The sequence below is a fragment of the Pseudomonas fakonensis genome (assembly GCF_019139895.1).
Taxonomy (GTDB): domain Bacteria; phylum Pseudomonadota; class Gammaproteobacteria; order Pseudomonadales; family Pseudomonadaceae; genus Aquipseudomonas; species Aquipseudomonas fakonensis.
Map to the genome: position 1 here is coordinate 305,465 of NZ_CP077076.1, position 17,220 is coordinate 322,684.

The window sequence follows — 17,220 nt, forward strand, 5'->3', positions numbered from 1 at the left end:
AACGCGTGCCCCTGTAGGAGCCGGCTTGCCGGCGATTGGCCCTGTCAGGTATGGCTCAACGCGGCATGCTCATCCCCGGCCAGCACCTGCTGGTCGGTCTGCTTGAGCAACTGGCTGGTCACCACGCCTGCGGTCATCGAGCCGTTCACGTTCAACGCGGTACGGCCCATGTCGATCAGCGGCTCCACCGAAATCAGCAGCGCCACCAGCTCCACCGGCAGGCCCATGGCCGGCAGCACGATCAGCGCGGCGAAGGTCGCACCGCCGCCCACGCCGGCAACACCCGCCGAGCTCAGGGTGACGATGGCCACCAGGGTGGCGATCCACAGCGGGTCGAAGGTATTGATGCCCATGGCCGCCGCCACCATCACCGCCAGCATGGCCGGGTACAGGCCGGCGCAGCCGTTCTGGCCGATGGTGGTGCCGAACGAGGCACTGAAGCTGGCAATCGACTGCGGCACGCCCAGGCGCTGGGTTTGCGCCTCGATGTTCAACGGGATGCTGGCCGCGCTGGAGCGGCTGGTGAAGGCGAAGGTCAGTACCGGCCACACCTTGCGCAAGAAGCGCAACGGGTTGACCCCGGTCATGGCCTGGATCACCCCGTGCACCACGAACATCAGGCCCAGGCCGATGTACGACACCAGCACGAAGCTGCCCAGTTTGAGAATGTCTTCAAGGTTGGAGCTGGCCACCACCTTGGTCATCAGCGCCAGCACGCCGTAGGGGGTGAGCTTCATCACCAGGCGCACCAGGCGCATCACCCAGGCTTGCAGCACGTCGATGGCCGACAGCGCGCGCTCGCCCTTGTCCTTGTCATCCTTGAGCAGTTGCAACGCAGCCAGGCCCAGGAACACGGCGAAGATCACCACGCTGATGATCGAGGTCGGCTTGGCCCGGGCCAGGTCGCCCACCGGGTTGCTGGGGATGAACGACAGCAGCAGTTGCGGGATGTTGAGGTCGGCAACCTTGCCTGCGTAGTCGCTGTGGATGGCTTGCAGGCGCGCGCTTTCCTGTGCGCCGGCCACCAGACCCTCGGCGCTCAGGCCGAACAGGTTGCTCAGCACAATGCCCAGCAGCGCGGCGATGGCGGTGGTCAGCAGCAGCGTGCCGATGCTCAGCACGCTGATGCGGCCCAGGCTCGAGGCGTTGTGCAGGCGGGCCACGGCGCTGAGGATCGAGGCGAAGATCAGCGGCATGACGATCATTTGCAGCAGGCCGACGTAGCCGTTGCCGACCAGGTCGAGCCAGCCGATGGTGGCCTTGAGTACCGGGTGGCCGGCGCCATAGATGCTGTGCAGCACCAGGCCGAAGCCGACACCCAGGGCCAGGCCCAGCAGCACTTTCTTGGCCAGGCTCCAGTCGGTGCGGCCGGTTTGCGACAGGCCCAGCAACAGCGCCAGAAACGCCAGCAGGTTCAGAGACAGGGGCAGGTTCATTGCAGCTCCAGAATTCAAAAGTGGCATCGCTTCTGTGAGCGATTGCGAACGCAAATGCTAACAGCCTGAAAACAAACGAATTTATACCCAAAAGTAATGTGCATAGTCGTTTTTGGCATAACGCGATGTCGCTATTGGCTATGCCGGGGGCGCTGAGGGCTGTTTCGGCGTCGGTCACAGGCGACCGTTTGTCACCAAAGGGGTCTAGGGTTGAACGGCCACGTCTTTGGAGAACTGCACATGAAGTCTGTTCCAAGCCTCGTTGCCGGCGGCCTGGCCCTGTTGCTGAGTGCCAGCAGCTGGGCGGCCACCGAGCTCAAGCACTGGCCGGCCGAAGCCGCCAGGCAACTGGACGCGATGATTGCCGCCAATGCCAACAAGGGCAATTACGCGGTGTTCGACATGGACAACACCAGCTACCGCTACGACCTTGAAGAAGCGCTGCTGCCATTCATGGAGAACAAGGGCCTGCTGAGCCGCGACAAGCTCGACCCTTCGCTCAAGCTGATCCCGTTCAAGGATACCGCCGAGCACAAGGAAAGCCTGTTCAGCTACTACTACCGCCTGTGCGAACTCGACGACATGGTCTGCTACCCCTGGGTGGCCCAGGTGTTCTCGGGCTTCACCCTCAAGGAGTTGAAGGTGCAGGTGGACGAGCTGATGGCCTCGGGCAAGCCGGTGCCGGCCACCTACTTCGAGGGTGACCAGGTCAAGAGTACCGAGGTGCAGCCGCCGAAAGTCTTCGCAGGCCAGGCCGAGCTGTACAACAAGCTGATGGAGAACGGCATCGAGGTGTACGTGATTTCCGCCGCTTCCGAGGAGCTGGTGCGCATGGTCGCCTCGGACCCCAAGTACGGCTACAACGTCAAACCACGGAACGTGATCGGCGTCAGCCTGTTGCTCAAGGACCGCCAGAGCGGCCAGCTGACCACCGCGCGCAAGCAGATCAGCGCCGGGCACTATGACGCCAAGGCCAACGAAAACCTCGAGTTGACCCCCTACCTGTGGACCCCGGCCACCTGGATGGCCGGCAAGCAGGCGGCCATCCTCACCTACATCGATGAATGGAAGAAGCCGGTGCTGGTGGGCGGCGACACGCCGACCAGTGACGGCTACATGCAGTTCCATGGCGTGGACGTGAACAAGGGCGGGATCCACCTGTGGATAAACCGCAAGGCCAAGTACATGGACCAGTTGAACGGGATGATCAGCAAAAATGCCGCTGCCCAGGCCAAGGAAGGGTTGCCGGTGACCGCGGACAAGAACTGGGTGATCGTGACGCCGGAGCAGATTCAGTAGCAGCCTGCGAACGCATCCCCTGTGTAGGAGCGGCCTTGTGTCGCGAAAGGGCTGCGCAGCAGCCCCCGGGATTTCAGCTTCGCCGCATAAATTGCCGGGGCCACTACGCGACCCTTTCGCGACACAAGGCCGCTCCTACAGAACCCGCGACCCTCATTGCCCACACTTATCCACAGCCCTAAAAAAACCGGCGCCAAAGGCGCCGGTTCTTGTGTCACACCCTCAAAGCCTCACAGCCCTTCGAGCATCGCCTTGTTACGCACCGCACCCTTGTCGGCACTGGTGGCCAGCAGGGCGTAGGCCTTAAGCGCAGTGGTCACCTTGCGTGGGCGTACTTCGGCCGGCTTCCAGCCCTTCTTGTCCTGCTCGACACGGCGCGCGGCCAGCTCTTCGTCGCTGACCAGCAGGTTGATCGAACGGTTGGGGATGTCGATCAGTACCTTGTCGCCGTCCTGCACCAGGCCGATGGCGCCGCCTGCGGCGGCTTCCGGCGAGGCGTGGCCGATGGACAGGCCCGAGGTGCCGCCCGAGAAGCGGCCGTCGGTGAGCAGGGCGCACGCCTTGCCCAGGCCCTTGGACTTCAGGTACGAGGTCGGGTAGAGCATCTCTTGCATGCCCGGGCCGCCTTTCGGGCCTTCGTAGCGAATGATGACGATGTCACCGGCCTTCACTTCGTCGGCAAGGATGCCGCGCACGGCGCTGTCCTGGCTTTCGAAGATCTTCGCGGTGCCTTCGAACACATGGATCGACTCGTCCACGCCGGCGGTCTTCACCACGCAGCCATCGAGCGCGATGTTGCCGTACAGCACGGCCAGGCCGCCCTCTTGCGAGTAGGCGTGCTCGAAGCTGCGGATGCAGCCGTTTTCGCGGTCGTCGTCGAGGGTTTCCCAACGGGTCGACTGGCTGAACGCGGTCTGCGTGGGAATGCCGGCCGGGCCTGCCTTGAAGAAGGTGTGCACGGCTTCATCATCGGTCTGGGTGATGTCCCACTTGGCGATGGCCTCCTCCATGCTGCGGCTGTGCACGGTCGGCAGGTCGGTGTGCAGCAGGCCGCCACGGGCCAGCGAGCCGAGGATGCTGAAAATGCCGCCAGCGCGGTGCACATCCTCCATGTGGTACTTCTGGATGTTCGGCGCCACTTTGCACAGCTGCGGCACCTTGCGCGACAGGCGGTCGATGTCGCGCAGGTCGAACGCCACCTCGCCTTCCTGTGCCGCGGCCAGCAGGTGCAGGATGGTGTTGGTCGAGCCGCCCATGGCGATGTCCAGCATCATGGCGTTCTCGAACGCCTTGAAGTTGGCGATGCTGCGCGGCAGCACCGACTCGTCGTTTTCCTGGTAGTAGCGTTTGCACAGCTCGACGATGGTGCGCCCGGCGGTCAGGAACAGCTGCTCGCGGTCCGAGTGGGTGGCCAGGGTCGAGCCGTTGCCCGGCAGGGCCAGGCCCAGCGCTTCGGTCAGGCAGTTCATCGAGTTGGCGGTGAACATGCCGGAGCACGAACCGCAGGTGGGGCAGGCGCTGCGCTCGTACTCGGCGACTTTTTCATCACTGGCGGTGGAGTCGGCGGCGATCACCATGGCATCGACCAGGTCCAGGCCGTGGCTGGCCAGCTTGGTCTTGCCGGCTTCCATCGGGCCGCCGGAAACGAAGATCACCGGGATGTTCAGGCGCAGGGCGGCCATCAGCATGCCGGGGGTGATCTTGTCGCAGTTGGAGATGCACACGATGGCGTCGGCGCAGTGGGCGTTGACCATGTATTCGACGGCGTCGGCGATGATCTCGCGGCTGGGCAGCGAGTACAGCATGCCGTCGTGGCCCATGGCGATGCCGTCATCCACGGCGATGGTGTTGAATTCCTTGGCCACGCCACCGGCGCGTTCGATCTCGCGGGCGACCAGCTGGCCCAGGTCCTTCAGGTGCACGTGGCCCGGGACGAACTGGGTGAACGAGTTGGCGATGGCGATGATCGGCTTTTTGAAGTCTTCATCCTTCATCCCGGTGGCGCGCCACAGGGCACGGGCGCCGGCCATGTTGCGGCCGTGGGTGGAGGTCTTGGAACGATAATCAGGCATTGGCTGCTCCGGGCGGCTTAATCAGGTCACTAGTAGGAGAGTGAGCTTCTCTTGTCCTGAAACGCCGAGGCCGGTTGCCAGCGGCAAGGATGGGGGCCGATGTCCGCGCGGGATCGCCGCAGGCTCGACCAGAGCTCATAAACCCGCCGGGGATGACTGGCGATGAATAGGCCGATTCTACACCGCCGCGCCGGTGAGGGAATGGCGTTGTGATAATTGGCGCCCGGCACAGCCCCCAAGGTAAAGGCTTTGGCGCCCTGCGCAGGGCTTTGGGTAGACTGCGCGCCCTGTACCTTACTGGCCAAAAGGACTTGCCATGCCAGCACCCAGCCGTTCCCTGCTGTTCTACATTGCCATCGGCCTGTTCCAGGGCCTGACCGCGCTCGGGCTCATTGCGTTGCGCAGCCATGACGTCTGGCTGGGCCTTGGCCTGCCGGTTGCCATCTGCATCGCCGTGGGCGTCGCCGGCATCAACCTGCAACTGCTCGGCAGCCTGCGCGGCCTGCGCGGCGCCGGCTGGCTGGTACTGGCGCTGGCCCTGCTGGTCAGTGCCGTGGGTGGCAGGCTCTTCAACCATGGCGACGGCCAGGGTTTCATGCAGCAGAGCTGGTACCTGGCGGCGGTGGGGCTGGTGTACATCTTTGCTGCATTCATCCTCGCCTGGCCACACCGCGAAGGGCTGCGCCCGCGCTATCAGGACCTGTTCAAGCACGCCTGGAACAACGTCTTCATCGTGCTTCTGGCGCTGCTGCTGACCGGCTTGTTCTGGTCGCTGGTGTGGTTGTGCTCGGGGCTGTTCCAGATGGTTGGCATCACCTTGGTCAAGGATGCGATGAGCGGGCCGGTGTTTCTCTGGCTGGTGCTGCCGGTGGTGTTCTCGCTGGGCATGCGCATGGGCCGCGAAAACGAGAAGGTCATCGGCCTGCTGCGTGGCATCCTGCTGACGCTGTGCCGCTTCCTGTTGCCGCTGAGCGCGCTGATCGCGGTGGTCTTCACCTTGACCCTGCCGTTCACCGGCTTGCAGCCGGTATGGGACACGGGTTATTCCACGGCGCTGCTGCTGACGCTGGCCGGTATCAACCTGTTCATGGTCAACGGGGTGTTCCAGGATGGCCAGCAAGGGCAGGTCTATGTGGCGCCGCTCAAGCGCCTGGTCGAGGCCAGCCTGCTATGCATGCCGGTGCTGGTGGGCCTGGCCGCCTACGCCAGCTGGTTGCGCATCGACCAATACGGCCTGACGCCCTATCGCATCCTTGCCGCATTGCTGGTGACGGTCATGGGGTTGCATGCCCTGGCTGCGCTGTGGGCGGTACTGGCGTCACGGCGCAGCTGGTTGCACACCCTGCAGGTCAGCAACCCGTGGGTGGCGCTCATTAGCGCGGTGTTGGTGCTGGCTTATTACACGCCGCTGCTCGACCCGTACGCGCTCAGCACCAAAAGCCAGGTGCAGCGCCTGCTTGACGGGCGTACAGCGGTTGCCGATTTCGATGCCAGCGCCCTGTATTGGCACCTGGGCGCGCCGGGGCGCGCGGCCATGGCCGATCTGGAAGCGCAGCTGGAAGGTGATCAGTTGCTGGACCATGCGCGGCGTGAGCAACTGCGCAAGCAACTGGCCCAGTTGAACAAGCCTTACCAGCCGCAGCAGCGCGGGCCGAACGTGGAATGGCTGGGCCCTGCGCAGCCAGACGCGCAGGCGTTGGAGCAGATGGTGACCGCGCCCGGCCAATGCAACGGCAAGGGGTGCCTGCTGTGGGGGGTGGACATGGACGGCGACGGGCGCAACGAAGTGCTGCTGATTCCGCGCCACACGTATGCCTCGCGCCTGACCCTGTTTGCAGCTGAAGGTGGCTGGCACCGGGTCGGGGACTACTGGTTTGATCACGAGAGCACCGACGAGTTGGTCCGCTTGGTCCGGGAAGGGCAATTGAAACCGGTGACGCCCAGGTACAGCACTCTGAAACTTGACGGCGTGGAACTGGACTTCACTCCGCGCTGATGGGGCTTGGCGAAGAGGGGCAGCGACTGTCTGGTGCTGCCTGTGCCGGCCTCATCGCCGGCAAGCCGGCTCCTACAGGTACGGCACGGGCCTGAAGCTTATGCGATCCATGCAGGGCACTTCGCGATTACGCGTAGGACTCTTCCTAACCCCCATCCAAGGGGCTGACCTCCACGCCGCACCTGCCTATCATCCGCCGCGCCGCATGTGCGGCTTCACGAGAAACACCTCAATGGACCTTCCCAGTTTCAGTTCACCCCGAACTCGCAAATTGGCACTGAGCGCGTCGTCGCCAGGGCTGCCGAAGGCTTGAGCTTTTTGCTCCAGGTCTGCAGGCGGCCGCGCCGGCGCCTGGAGAACAACATGCAACACACCTCCCACCACGACCTGTCCGCGCTCGACCTGCGCCGAGCTGCCCAGGCCCGACGCGATGACCTGCTGCAACCGGGCGGCTACACGCAAGGCAGTGCCGGCGCGTTGATGACCAGCGAATATTCCTGCCTCGACGCCGGCGTCACCGCCAGCCAAGCCATCGACATGCTGCGCCGCGAAGCCGCCGATGCCGAGACCATCTACCAATCCTACGTGCTCGATGAGCAGCGCAACCTGCTGGGTACCGTGTCGCTGCGTGAGCTGATCCTGGCCGCGCCTGATGCGCCCATCGAACAGATCATGGTGCGCTCAGGGATCAGCGTCTGCACCACGACGCGCCAGGAGGAAGTGGCCCGCCTGATCCGCCAGCACGACCTGCTGGCCGTGCCGGTGCTGGATGCAGCGGGCTGTCTGGTGGGTATCGTCACCTGCGACGACGCGCTGGATGTGGTGGTCGACGAGGCCACCGAAGACTTCCACAAGGGTGCGTCCATCACCAACTACGTCGGCAACCTCAAGCACGCCACCGTCGGCCTGTTGTACCGCAAGCGGGTGCTGTGGCTGGTGTTGCTGGTATTCGGCAACCTGTTTTCCGGGGCGGGGATTGCCGCGTTCGAAGAAACCATCGCCGCGCACATCGTGCTGGTGTTCTTCCTGCCCCTGCTGGTCGACAGCGGCGGCAACGCCGGTGCGCAGTCGGCCACTTTGATGGTGCGGGCACTGGCTACCGGGGAGGTGGTCATGCGTGACTGGATGCGTATGCTGCTGCGCGAATGCGGGGTTGCCCTGGCGCTGGGCGCAACCATGGCAGTGGCGGTGGCATCGCTTGGGGCGGTGCGTGGCGGGCCGGAAATCGCCCTGATCGTGGCCAGCAGCATGCTGGTGATCGTGCTGGTGGGCAGTCTGATCGGCATGAGCCTGCCGTTCCTGTTCACCCGCCTGCGCCTCGACCCGGCCACCGCCAGCGGGCCGCTGGTGACTTCGATTGCCGATGCGGCGGGGGTGCTGGTGTACTTCGGCATTGCCGCGCAGGTGCTGGAGATGTAGCGCCAGGCGTTCGCCTGTAGGCGCGGGCTTGCCGGGACGCCGGACCGCCCGGAAAGGGCCGCACAGCGGCCCCCCGGGCTGCCGATCAGCTGTTGGGCAGCAAGCGGCAGGTGATGCTCTTGATGTAGCGGGTTTCGCCGATGGCCGGGTGCACCGGGTGGTCCGGGCCCTGGCCGCCGCGCTCGAGCAGCTGCAGGTTGCGGTCCAGGTGACGGGCGCTGGTCAGCAGGATGTTGTTCAGGTCGTCCTCGGGCAGGTGCATCGAGCACGAGGCGCTGACCAGGATGCCGTCCTTGCTCAGCATGCGCATGGCCTGTTCGTTGAGGCGGCGGTAGGCGGCCTCGCCGTTTTTCAGGTCTTTCTTGCGCTTGATGAAGGCGGGCGGGTCGGCAACGATCACGTCAAAGCGCTCTTCGGCGGCTTTGAGCTCGCGCAGGGCCTCGAACACGTCACCTTCGATGCAGGTCAGCTTGTCGCCGATGCCGTTCAACTGGGCGTTACGCTCCACGCCGTCCAGGGCAAAGCCCGAGGCATCCACGCAGAACACTTCGCTGGCGCCGAACGCGCCGGCCTGCACACCCCAGCCACCGATGTAGCTGAACAGGTCCAGGACCCGCTTGCCCTTCACGTAGGGCGCCAGGCGCGCGCGGTTCATGCGGTGGTCGTAGAACCAGCCGGTCTTCTGCCCTTCACGCACCGGGGCTTCGAACTTCACGCCGTTCTCTTCCAGGGCGACCCAGTCCGGCACTTCGCCGTAGACGGTTTCGACATAGCGCTCCAGGCCTTCGGCGTCACGCGCGGCGGAGTCGTTCTTGAACAGGATGCCGCTGGGCTTGAGCACCTGCACCAGGGCGGCGATCACGTCGTCCTTGTGCGCTTCCATGGTGGCCGAGGCCAGCTGCACCACCAGAATGTCGAAGAAGCGGTCAACCACCAGGCCCGGCAGCAGGTCGGAATCGCCGTACACCAGGCGGTAGCACGGCTTGTCGAACAGGCGCTCGCGCAGCGACAGGGCCACGTTCAGGCGGTGCACCAGCAGCGACTTGTCCAGTGGCAGCTTGATGTCGCGCGACAAAAGGCGGGCGCAGATCAGGTTGTTCGGGCTCAGGGCGACGACGCCCAGGGGCTTGCCGTTGGCCGCTTCGAGGATGGCCTGCTGGCCGGCCTTCAGGCCCTGCAGCGGGGTCGCGGCAACGTCGACTTCATTGCTGTAGACCCACAGGTGGCCGGCGCGCAGGCGGCGGTCGGCGTTGGCTTTGAGGCGAAGGCTGGGCAGGGACATGACGTCGCTCCGGGAAAAAAGAGCGGGAGTATAGCCTGTTGGCCCCACCTTCGGCGCGCATGCGCGACCAAGTGCGGGGTGGGGGGCGGGTCTAAAGAAAAAACTGGAACGAACGATCCACTGATTGGTGCCCTGGCGGACTGCAGGGTTAGAATTCCCCCGTCCCCATGGAGTAAGTGCTCATGTCCCAGGAACTCACCGCCGAACAGATCCAGCAGGCCCTGCAAGGCATCACCATCCCGCCGCAACCGCAGATCATGGTCGATCTGCAGTTCGAGCAGTACATGCCCGACCCGGACCTGGAGACCATCGCCAAGCTGATCTCGCAAGACCCGGGCCTTGCCGGCGCGCTGCTCAAGCTGGTCAACTCGTCGCAGTTCGGCCTTTCCAACAAGATTGGTTCTATCCAGCGCGCGGTGAACCTGCTCGGCAGCCGCTCGATCATCAACCTGATCAACGCCCAGTCGATCAAGGGCGAGATGAGCGACGAGACCATCGTCACCCTCAACCGCTTCTGGGACACCGCCCAGGACGTGGCCATGACCTGCCTGACCCTGGCCAAGCGCACTGGCATCCAGGCCGTGGACGAAGCCTACACCCTGGGCCTGTTCCACGACTGCGGCGTGCCGCTGATGCACAAGCGCTTCCCCAACTACATGGAAGTGCTGGAGCAGTCCTACGCCGCTGCCAGTGAAGAGGTGCGCGTGGTCGACACCGAAAACCGCGCGTTCAACACCAACCACTCGGTGGTCGGCTACTTCACCGCCAAGTCCTGGCGTCTGCCGGAGCACATCAGCGCGGCCATCGCCAACCACCACAACGCCCTGGCGGTGTTCCGCGACGAGTCCTCGCGCAACACCCAGACCCAGCTGAAAAACCTGCTGGCGGTGCTGAAGATGGCCGAGCACATCTGCGCCTCGTACCGGGTGCTGGGCAACCAGAGCGTGGACCACGAGTGGAACGTGGTCGGCCCGCTGGTGCTCGACTACATCGGCCTGACCGAGTACGACTTCGAGCAGCTCAAGCAGAACATCCGCGAACTGGGCGGGCACTGACCGATGCCGGAATTGCCAGAGGTCGAGACCACCCGCCGGGGCATTGCCCCGCACCTGGAAGGCCAACGCGTCAGCCGCGTGGTGGTGCGCGACCGGCGCCTGCGCTGGCCGATCCCCGAAGACCTCGACGTGCGCTTGTCGGGGCAGCGCATCGTCAGTGTCGAGCGCCGCGCCAAGTACCTGCTGATCAATGCCGAGGTGGGTACCTTGATCAGCCACCTGGGCATGTCGGGCAATTTGCGCCTGGTCGAGCTGGGCTTGCCGGCGGGCAAGCACGAGCATGTGGATATCGAGCTGGAGTCGGGGCTGATGCTGCGTTACACCGACCCACGGCGCTTCGGCGCCATGCTCTGGAGCCTCGACCCGCTCAACCACGAGCTGCTGCTGCGCCTGGGGCCGGAACCCTTGACCGACCTGTTCGACGGCGAGCGCTTGTTCCAGCTTTCGCGCGGGCGTTCGATGGCGGTCAAGCCGTTCATCATGGACAACGCCGTGGTGGTGGGGGTGGGCAACATCTACGCCACCGAAGCGCTGTTCGCCGCCGGCATCGACCCGCGCCGAGCGGCGGGTGGCATTTCCCGGGCGCGCTATTTGAAGCTGGCGATCGAGATCAAGCGGGTGCTGGCCGCAGCCATCGAGCAGGGTGGCACCACGTTGCGTGATTTCATTGGTGGTGACGGCCAGCCTGGGTATTTCCAGCAGACGCTGTTCGCGTACGGGCGTGGCGGGCAGCCATGCAAGGTGTGCGGCACCGAGCTGCGCACGGTGACCCTGGGCCAGCGCGCCAGCGCGTTCTGCCCGCGCTGCCAACGTTGAACCGCATTTAACAGGTACGGCGCTGGGGCCGGGTTTTGCACAATCCTGTAGGAGCGGGTTCACCGGAGTGCCGGACCACCGCGAACACCGGCAAAGCCGGTGCCAGCCACCGCGTCGTCTGCTTCGCGGGTAAACCCGCTCCCACAGGTACGGCGCTGGAGCCAGGTTTTGCGCAATCCTGTGGGAGCGGGCTTGCCCGCGAACACCGGCAGAGCCGGTGCCATCCTCCGCGCCTTACTTCTTGAACACCTTGTCCACCCGCTCGCTGATCTCGGTCTTGTCCCCTTGCCCCGAGATCTTGGCCTCCGGCCCGCCCCCCAGGTTCAGGTCAAGCTGCCCGCCGGTATTGATGATGCCGTTCTCGCCGGCATGGATATTGAAATTCTTGCAGCTGATGTTGATGTTGCCGTCGGCCAGCAGCTCGATCACGCTCTCGCCGCACACCAGGCGGATCTTGTCGCCGGCGTCCATCACGTAGTTGGCGCCGACGCTGTCGCGCTTGTTGCCGCCCACCTGCAGGGTGTCGTGCTGGCGCACCGAGCGGATGCGGTCCTGGCCGATGGTGGCGATTTCCACCAGGCCCACGGTCTTGATCCGGCTGATGCCCACCGACAGCGTCTGGTTCTGCTCCACCACGCTGTCCATGTTGCGTTCGGCGTGCACGTACAGCTGCTCGGCGCCCTTCTTGTCCTCCATGCGGATTTCATTGAAGTTGGCCGGCGTGCCGCCCTTGCTCGAACGGCTCTTCATGCCGCTTTGCGTGGCGCTGCCGGGCAGGTCGTAGGGCACCGCCTGCTCGGCGTTGTACACCCGCCCGGTGATGATCGGCCGGTCGGGGTCGCCTTCGAGGAAGCTGACGATCACTTCCTGGCCGATGCGCGGCACCTGGATCGAGCCCCAGTTCTTGCCCGCCGTGGCCTGGGACACGCGAATCCAACACGAGCTGTTCTCGTTGGACTGGTCATGCCGGTCCCAGTGGAAGTGCACCTTCACCCGTCCGTACTGGTCGGTCCAGATCTCCTCGCCGGCCGGGCCCACCACCACGGCGGTCTGCGGCCCTTTGACGATCGGGCGCAGGGTGCTGCTGACCGGGCGGTAGCTTTGCTGCGCGTCGAGGCAGCTGAGGTTGCTCTCGAACTGCGCCGCGCCGCTGCCGCCGCCGCTTTCCAGGCGCTCTTGGTGCACGTAGTAGCGGGCGGCGACGATCAGGTACTCGCGGTTCTGGTCCTGGCGGGTAAAGCCTTCGAGGCTGAACAGGTGGCCGCTGCCCAGGCCCCGGGCGTTGCCGCGCAGCTCGATGCGCTCGTGCAGGCTTTGCAGCGACTCGAGCCGGGTGCGCGCGTAGTGCTCGCCGTCCTGGGTCTGCTCGTAGGCGCCGGGGTAGTCGTACAGCGGGTAGTCGCCGGCCTGGTGCGGGCGCGGCATGGCCGAGCGCACGTCGATGCGCGCGCTGGGGCGCTGGAAGTCGTAGTCGTTGAGCTCCATCGACCCCGGCTGCACCTCCTGGGCCAGGTGCCAGTCGTTGATATGGTCGCGCTCGCGGTGCTGCCCGTCAGGCGGGTAGTAGGGCACGCTCTCGTAGCCCGGGGCCTTCTGGTGCGCACCATAGGCGTCGGCCAGCACCAGCACGTGGCGCTCCTGCTCGTGGCGGAAGAAGTAATAGATGCCTTCTTCTTCCATCAGCCGGCTGACGAAGTCGAAGCTGGTCTCGCGGTACTGCACGCAGTACTCGCGTTCGCGGTAGTTGCGGCTCAGGGCGTCCTCGAAGTCCGAGAAACCCAGGTCGCGGAACACCTGCTTGATGATCTGCGGCACGCTCTGGTGCTGGAAGATCCGGCAGTCGCTGGTGCGGCTGAGCAGCCACAGCCATGGGCGCAGGGTCACCCGGTAGGCGGCGAACTGGCCCTGGTCCACCGACTGGCTGCAACGGGCGACGATGCCATGAAAGTGCCGCGAACTGCCCACGCCCACCTGCACGCTCAGGCTCATGGGCTTGCCCAGCAGCTGGTTGAGGTCGATGTTAGGGTCGTCGCTGGTCAGCTGCAGCTCATAGTCGAACAGGCGGCCGAGCTCTTCGCTGCCGCCCATCTCGGCCAAAATCAGCTTGTCCGGCCCCAGCGGGCTGTTGATCTGCGCCAGGCGCGTGAACTGCTTGAACAGCATCGTCGGCCCCGTCAGTCGGCAGTGCCGAAGTCATAGTGCAGGTCGTTGTCGCGCCCGCTGATGCGCACGCTGGCCAACGGCTTGCCTTCGAGCATGCGGGTCAGGAACTCGCGGCTCATGTCTGGCAGCAGGCCGTTGGTGAGAATGGCGTCGATCATGCGGCCACCGCTTTCGGTCTCGCTGCAACGCGAGACGATCACATCCACCACCCCGTCGTCGTAGGCGAAGCCGACCTTGTGGGTGGCCTCCACGCGCTTGCGGATGCGCTCCAGCTGCAGGCGGGTGATGGCCTTGAGCATGGCGTCGCTGAGCGGGTAGTAGGGGATGGTCACCAGGCGCCCGAGCAGTGCCGGCGGGAAAATCTCCAGCAGCGGCTGGCGCAGCGAGGTGGCCACGGCCTCCGGGTCGGGCAGCGCCTGCGGGTCGCTGCAGGTACGCGCGATCAGTTCGGTGCCGGCGTTGGTGGTCAGCAGGATCAGGGTATTGCGGAAATCGATCTGGCGGCCTTCGCCGTCCTCCATCACGCCCTTGTCGAACACCTGGAAGAAGATCTCGTGCACGTCGGGGTGGGCCTTTTCCACCTCGTCCAGCAGTACCACGCTGTACGGCCGGCGGCGCACTGCTTCGGTCAGCACGCCGCCTTCGCCGTAGCCCACGTAGCCGGGCGGGGCGCCCTTGAGGGTGGACACCGTGTGGGCTTCCTGGAACTCGCTCATGTTGATGGTGATCAGGTTCTGCTCACCGCCATACATGGCCTCGGCCAGGGCCAGCGCGGTTTCGGTCTTGCCCACCCCGGAGGTGCCGGCGAGCATGAACACGCCGATCGGCTTGTTGGGGTTGTCCAGGCCTGCGCGGGAGGTCTGGATGCGCTTGGCGATCATCTTCAGCGCGTGGTCCTGGCCGATGATGCGCTTGGCCAGGTGGCTGTCGAGGTTGAGCACGGTCTCGATCTCGTTGCGCGCCATGCGCCCCACCGGGATGCCGGTCCAGTCGGCCACCACCGAGGCCACCGCCTGGTAGTCGACGGTTGGCAGAATCAGCGGGCTCTCGCCTTGCAGGGCGCTCAGGCGCTGTTGCAAGTCGATGAGTTTTTCGCGTAGCTCATGGCTGCCCTGGGCGTCCACTTCGCGATCCACCACGCCCACCTGTTCGCGCAGTTGCGCGCGGGTGGCCAGCAGCTCGTCAACCAGGGCCTTCTCTTCGGCCCAGCGGCTTTCCAGCTGGGCCAGGCGCTCGCGTTCTTCGCCCAGCAGGGTTTCGGCTTGGGCCTGACGCTGCGTGGTGTTCACACCAATGGCCGCTTCCCGGGCGATGATTTGCAGCTCCACCTCCAGCGCCTCGATGCGCCGGCGGCTGTCGTCCACTTCGGCTGGCACCGCGTGCAGGCTGATGGCCACGCGGGCGCAGGCGGTGTCCAGCAGGCTCACCGACTTGTCCGGCAGCTGGCGCGCCGGGATGTAGCGGTGCGACAGTTTCACCGCCGCTTCCAGGGCTTCGTCGAGGATCTGCACCTGGTGGTGCTTTTCCATGGTCGAGGCCACGCCGCGCATCATCAACAGGGCTTTCGGCTCGCTCGGCTCGTCCACCTGCACCACCTGGAAGCGGCGGGTCAGGGCCGGGTCTTTCTCGATGTGCTTCTTGTACTCGGCCCAGGTGGTGGCCGCCACGGTGCGCAGGCTGCCGCGGGCCAGGGCCGGCTTGAGCAGGTTGGCGGCGTCACCGGTGCCGGCCGCGCCACCGGCGCCGACCAGGGTGTGGGCTTCGTCGATGAACAGGATGATCGGCTTGGGCGAGGCCTGCACGTCCTCGATCACCTGGCGCAGGCGCTGCTCGAACTCGCCCTTCATGCTGGCGCCGGCCTGCAGCAGGCCGACGTCCAGGCTGCGCAGCTCGACATCCTTGAGCGCCGGCGGCACGTCACCGGCAACGATGCGCAGGGCAAAGCCCTCGACCACCGCGGTTTTGCCCACACCGGCCTCGCCGGTGAGGATCGGGTTGTTCTGCCGGCGGCGCATGAGGATGTCCACCAGCTGGCGGATCTCTTCGTCACGGCCGACGATGGGGTCGAGCTTGCCGCTGCGGGCCTGTTCGGTGAGGTCGAGGGTGAAGCGCTTGAGCGCCTCCTGCTTGCCCATGGCCGCTGGCGCTACGGCGCCGCTGGCCTCGCCGGGCACCCCGGCGCTGAAGCCGTCGCTGGCGGCCAGGTTGTTTTCGGGCGAGTCGCCCACGTACTCGTCGAAGCGCTCGGTCAGGGTCTCGGCCTTGAGTTTGGCGAACTCGCTGGAAAGCCCCAGCAGCGCGTTGCGCAGGCTCTGGGTCTTGAGGATGCCCACCAGCAGGTAACCGGTGCGCACCTGGCTTTCGCCGAACAGCAGGCTGCCGTACACCCAGCCGCGCTCCACCGACTCCTCTACCTGCGAAGACAGGTCGGTGATCGAGGTAGAGCCGCGCGGCAGACGGTCCAGGGCGTCGGTCAGGTCGCGGGCCAGGCGCGCCGGCTCCACGTTGAACTGGCGGATGATGCGGTGCAGGTCGCTGTCTTGCAGCTGCAGCAACTGGTGCAGCCAGTGCGCCAGCTCCACGTAGGGGTTGCCGCGCAGCTTGCAGAACACGGTGGCGGCCTCGATGGCCTTGTAGGCGACGCTGTTGAGCTTGCCGAACAGCGCGGCGCGACTGATTTCACCCATGGTCCTGGCTCCTTGTGTGGGGGGCGGCGACCGGCTGCTCGGCGTAGTACCGGGCAAGCTTCAGGTCGTTTGCATCGTGCGACGGCCGGCCGACCCAGGTATCGAACCCCAGGCGTTGGCCGGCATTGAGTTGCAGCGCCGGCACTTCGGCCTGCGCGAGGATTAGGTTGAGGTCCCAGTCCAGCTCCTGGCCCAGGTACTCGGCGACCCAGGCCGCCAGCTCGACGAACGCCTGGCCGCCGGGCAGCAGGGCGTGGTACTGGTCGAGGCTGAGCGGGCCCAGGCACAGGCGGAACTTGTGCTGGCGGTCCCACACGTAGCGGCCCAGGCACAGATCGACGCCAACCCGGTTGGCGCGCACCCCCAGCTGGCTGCGCTCGGGCAGCTCCAGCCACTGGCCGACGTACTCTTCAAGTTTTACCGGCACGCCGAAGTAACCGGCCAAAATGCTGCACAGGCCGTCCGGGTAGCGGGTTTGCGCGGCCAGGTGGCCGGACCAATGCAGCTTGGCGGTGTCGGCCAGCGGCCCCTGCTGTTGCAGCTGTGGCTGGCCACGGCCGCTCAGCGCTGCCAGGCGCGCAGCCCAGTAGTCATCGCCCGGGCGGTCATGGCTGACGGTGGGCCGGGCCTCGGCCCAGGCGCGGTAGAACAGGCTCAGCAGGCGGTGGTGGAACACATCGAGGAAGCGCTTGCTGGTGGGGTCGGCGTGGTTGCGCTGGCGCTCGCGCATGTATTCGGTCAGGTGCAGCGGCAGCGGGCCGTTGGGCCCGCCCAGGCCGAAAAAGAACTGCTCCAGGCGCGCCGGGCCTTCATCGCTTGCCGACACCGAGGCCAGGGTGGCCGGGGCAAAACCACAGTCCAGGCGCTGGCCCAGGCGCACCGGCTCGTCGCTCAGCCGCAGCGAGTGGCCGAAGCGCGGCAGCTCGGGGTTTTCTGCCTCGAGGCGGCGCAGCGCCTGGAAGAAGTCGTACTCCCAGGGCTCGGCCTGCATGGCC

At 65.7% G+C, this 17,220-nt stretch carries 11 protein-coding genes; 5 read left to right on the top strand and 6 right to left on the bottom strand.

All coding sequences use genetic code 11. The features are described 5' to 3' along the window. Positions 1-44 precede the first annotated feature (44 nt). On the bottom strand, positions 45-1,436 hold the full coding sequence (locus tag KSS94_RS01315; protein WP_217841319.1) for an L-cystine transporter: 1,392 nt from the start codon (positions 1,434-1,436) through the stop codon (positions 45-47). Between the two features lie 240 nt (positions 1,437-1,676). Between KSS94_RS01315 and KSS94_RS01320 the strand changes: the two genes are divergently transcribed. Then, a complete protein-coding gene (locus KSS94_RS01320; protein ID WP_225935825.1) occupies positions 1,677-2,735 on the top strand; it encodes an HAD family hydrolase in 1,059 nt (352 codons plus the stop codon). A 230-nt stretch (positions 2,736-2,965) separates the two neighbouring features. On the opposite strand, the gene ilvD is transcribed toward KSS94_RS01320, so the two are convergent. Then, a complete protein-coding gene (ilvD, locus tag KSS94_RS01325) occupies positions 2,966-4,807 on the bottom strand; it encodes a dihydroxy-acid dehydratase (protein ID WP_217841320.1) in 1,842 nt (613 codons plus the stop codon). A 316-nt stretch (positions 4,808-5,123) separates the two neighbouring features. Here ilvD and KSS94_RS01330 point away from each other — a divergent pair, with 316 nt between their 5' ends. Then, positions 5,124-6,803 carry a DUF4153 domain-containing protein gene (locus tag KSS94_RS01330; protein ID WP_217841321.1) on the top strand — a complete coding sequence of 560 codons (1,680 nt, stop codon included), beginning with the start codon at positions 5,124-5,126 and terminating at the stop codon, positions 6,801-6,803. A 363-nt stretch (positions 6,804-7,166) separates the two neighbouring features. Beyond that, positions 7,167-8,222, top strand: coding sequence for a magnesium transporter (gene mgtE / locus KSS94_RS01335; protein ID WP_217841322.1), 1,056 nt, complete (start codon positions 7,167-7,169; stop codon positions 8,220-8,222). Positions 8,223-8,307: 85 nt separating this feature from the next. On the opposite strand, the gene KSS94_RS01340 is transcribed toward mgtE, so the two are convergent. Further along, on the bottom strand, positions 8,308-9,504 hold the full coding sequence (locus KSS94_RS01340) for a class I SAM-dependent rRNA methyltransferase (RefSeq protein ID WP_217841323.1): 1,197 nt from the start codon (positions 9,502-9,504) through the stop codon (positions 8,308-8,310). Positions 9,505-9,740: 236 nt separating this feature from the next. Between KSS94_RS01340 and KSS94_RS01345 the strand changes: the two genes are divergently transcribed. Together KSS94_RS01345 and mutM are read left to right on the top strand one after the other, a co-directional pair. Further along, positions 9,741-10,559, top strand: coding sequence for an HDOD domain-containing protein (locus KSS94_RS01345; RefSeq protein WP_217843493.1), 819 nt, complete (start codon positions 9,741-9,743; stop codon positions 10,557-10,559). Positions 10,560-10,562: 3 nt separating this feature from the next. Then, a complete protein-coding gene (gene mutM, locus KSS94_RS01350; protein WP_217841324.1) occupies positions 10,563-11,375 on the top strand; it encodes a bifunctional DNA-formamidopyrimidine glycosylase/DNA-(apurinic or apyrimidinic site) lyase in 813 nt (270 codons plus the stop codon). Between the two features lie 234 nt (positions 11,376-11,609). On the opposite strand, the gene KSS94_RS01355 is transcribed toward mutM, so the two are convergent. Genes KSS94_RS01355 through tssG form a run of 3 tightly spaced genes read right to left on the bottom strand, consistent with a single transcriptional unit; the run spans position 11,610 to position 17,216 of the window. Next, entirely contained in the window at positions 11,610-13,538 is a 1,929-nt protein-coding gene (locus tag KSS94_RS01355; RefSeq protein WP_217841325.1) for a type VI secretion system Vgr family protein, read from the bottom strand. Between the two features lie 11 nt (positions 13,539-13,549). Next, positions 13,550-16,225 (bottom strand): type VI secretion system ATPase TssH, encoded by a 2,676-nt coding sequence (gene tssH / locus KSS94_RS01360; RefSeq protein WP_217841326.1) that lies wholly within the window; start codon positions 16,223-16,225, stop codon positions 13,550-13,552. Continuing rightward, entirely contained in the window at positions 16,218-17,216 is a 999-nt protein-coding gene (tssG, locus tag KSS94_RS01365) for a type VI secretion system baseplate subunit TssG (RefSeq protein ID WP_217843494.1), read from the bottom strand. The genes tssH and tssG overlap by 8 nt, the downstream gene beginning before the upstream one ends. Positions 17,217-17,220 lie beyond the last annotated feature (4 nt).

What these genes read in the sequence shown, in the direction of transcription:
- KSS94_RS01340 (WP_217841323.1), bottom strand. Translation starts at nt 9,504, where the DNA reads ATGTCCCTGCCCAGCCTTCGCCTCAAAGCCAACGCCGACCGCCGCCTG.
- KSS94_RS01355 (WP_217841325.1), bottom strand. Translation starts at nt 13,538, where the DNA reads ATGCTGTTCAAGCAGTTCACGCGCCTGGCGCAGATCAACAGCCCGCTG.
- tssG (WP_217843494.1), bottom strand. Translation starts at nt 17,216, where the DNA reads ATGCAGGCCGAGCCCTGGGAGTACGACTTCTTCCAGGCGCTGCGCCGC.
- ilvD (WP_217841320.1), bottom strand. Translation starts at nt 4,807, where the DNA reads ATGCCTGATTATCGTTCCAAGACCTCCACCCACGGCCGCAACATGGCC.
- KSS94_RS01330 (WP_217841321.1), top strand. Translation starts at nt 5,124, where the DNA reads ATGCCAGCACCCAGCCGTTCCCTGCTGTTCTACATTGCCATCGGCCTG.
- KSS94_RS01320 (WP_225935825.1), top strand. Translation starts at nt 1,677, where the DNA reads ATGAAGTCTGTTCCAAGCCTCGTTGCCGGCGGCCTGGCCCTGTTGCTG.
- KSS94_RS01315 (WP_217841319.1), bottom strand. Translation starts at nt 1,436, where the DNA reads ATGAACCTGCCCCTGTCTCTGAACCTGCTGGCGTTTCTGGCGCTGTTG.
- mgtE (WP_217841322.1), top strand. Translation starts at nt 7,167, where the DNA reads ATGCAACACACCTCCCACCACGACCTGTCCGCGCTCGACCTGCGCCGA.
- mutM (WP_217841324.1), top strand. Translation starts at nt 10,563, where the DNA reads ATGCCGGAATTGCCAGAGGTCGAGACCACCCGCCGGGGCATTGCCCCG.
- tssH (WP_217841326.1), bottom strand. Translation starts at nt 16,225, where the DNA reads ATGGGTGAAATCAGTCGCGCCGCGCTGTTCGGCAAGCTCAACAGCGTC.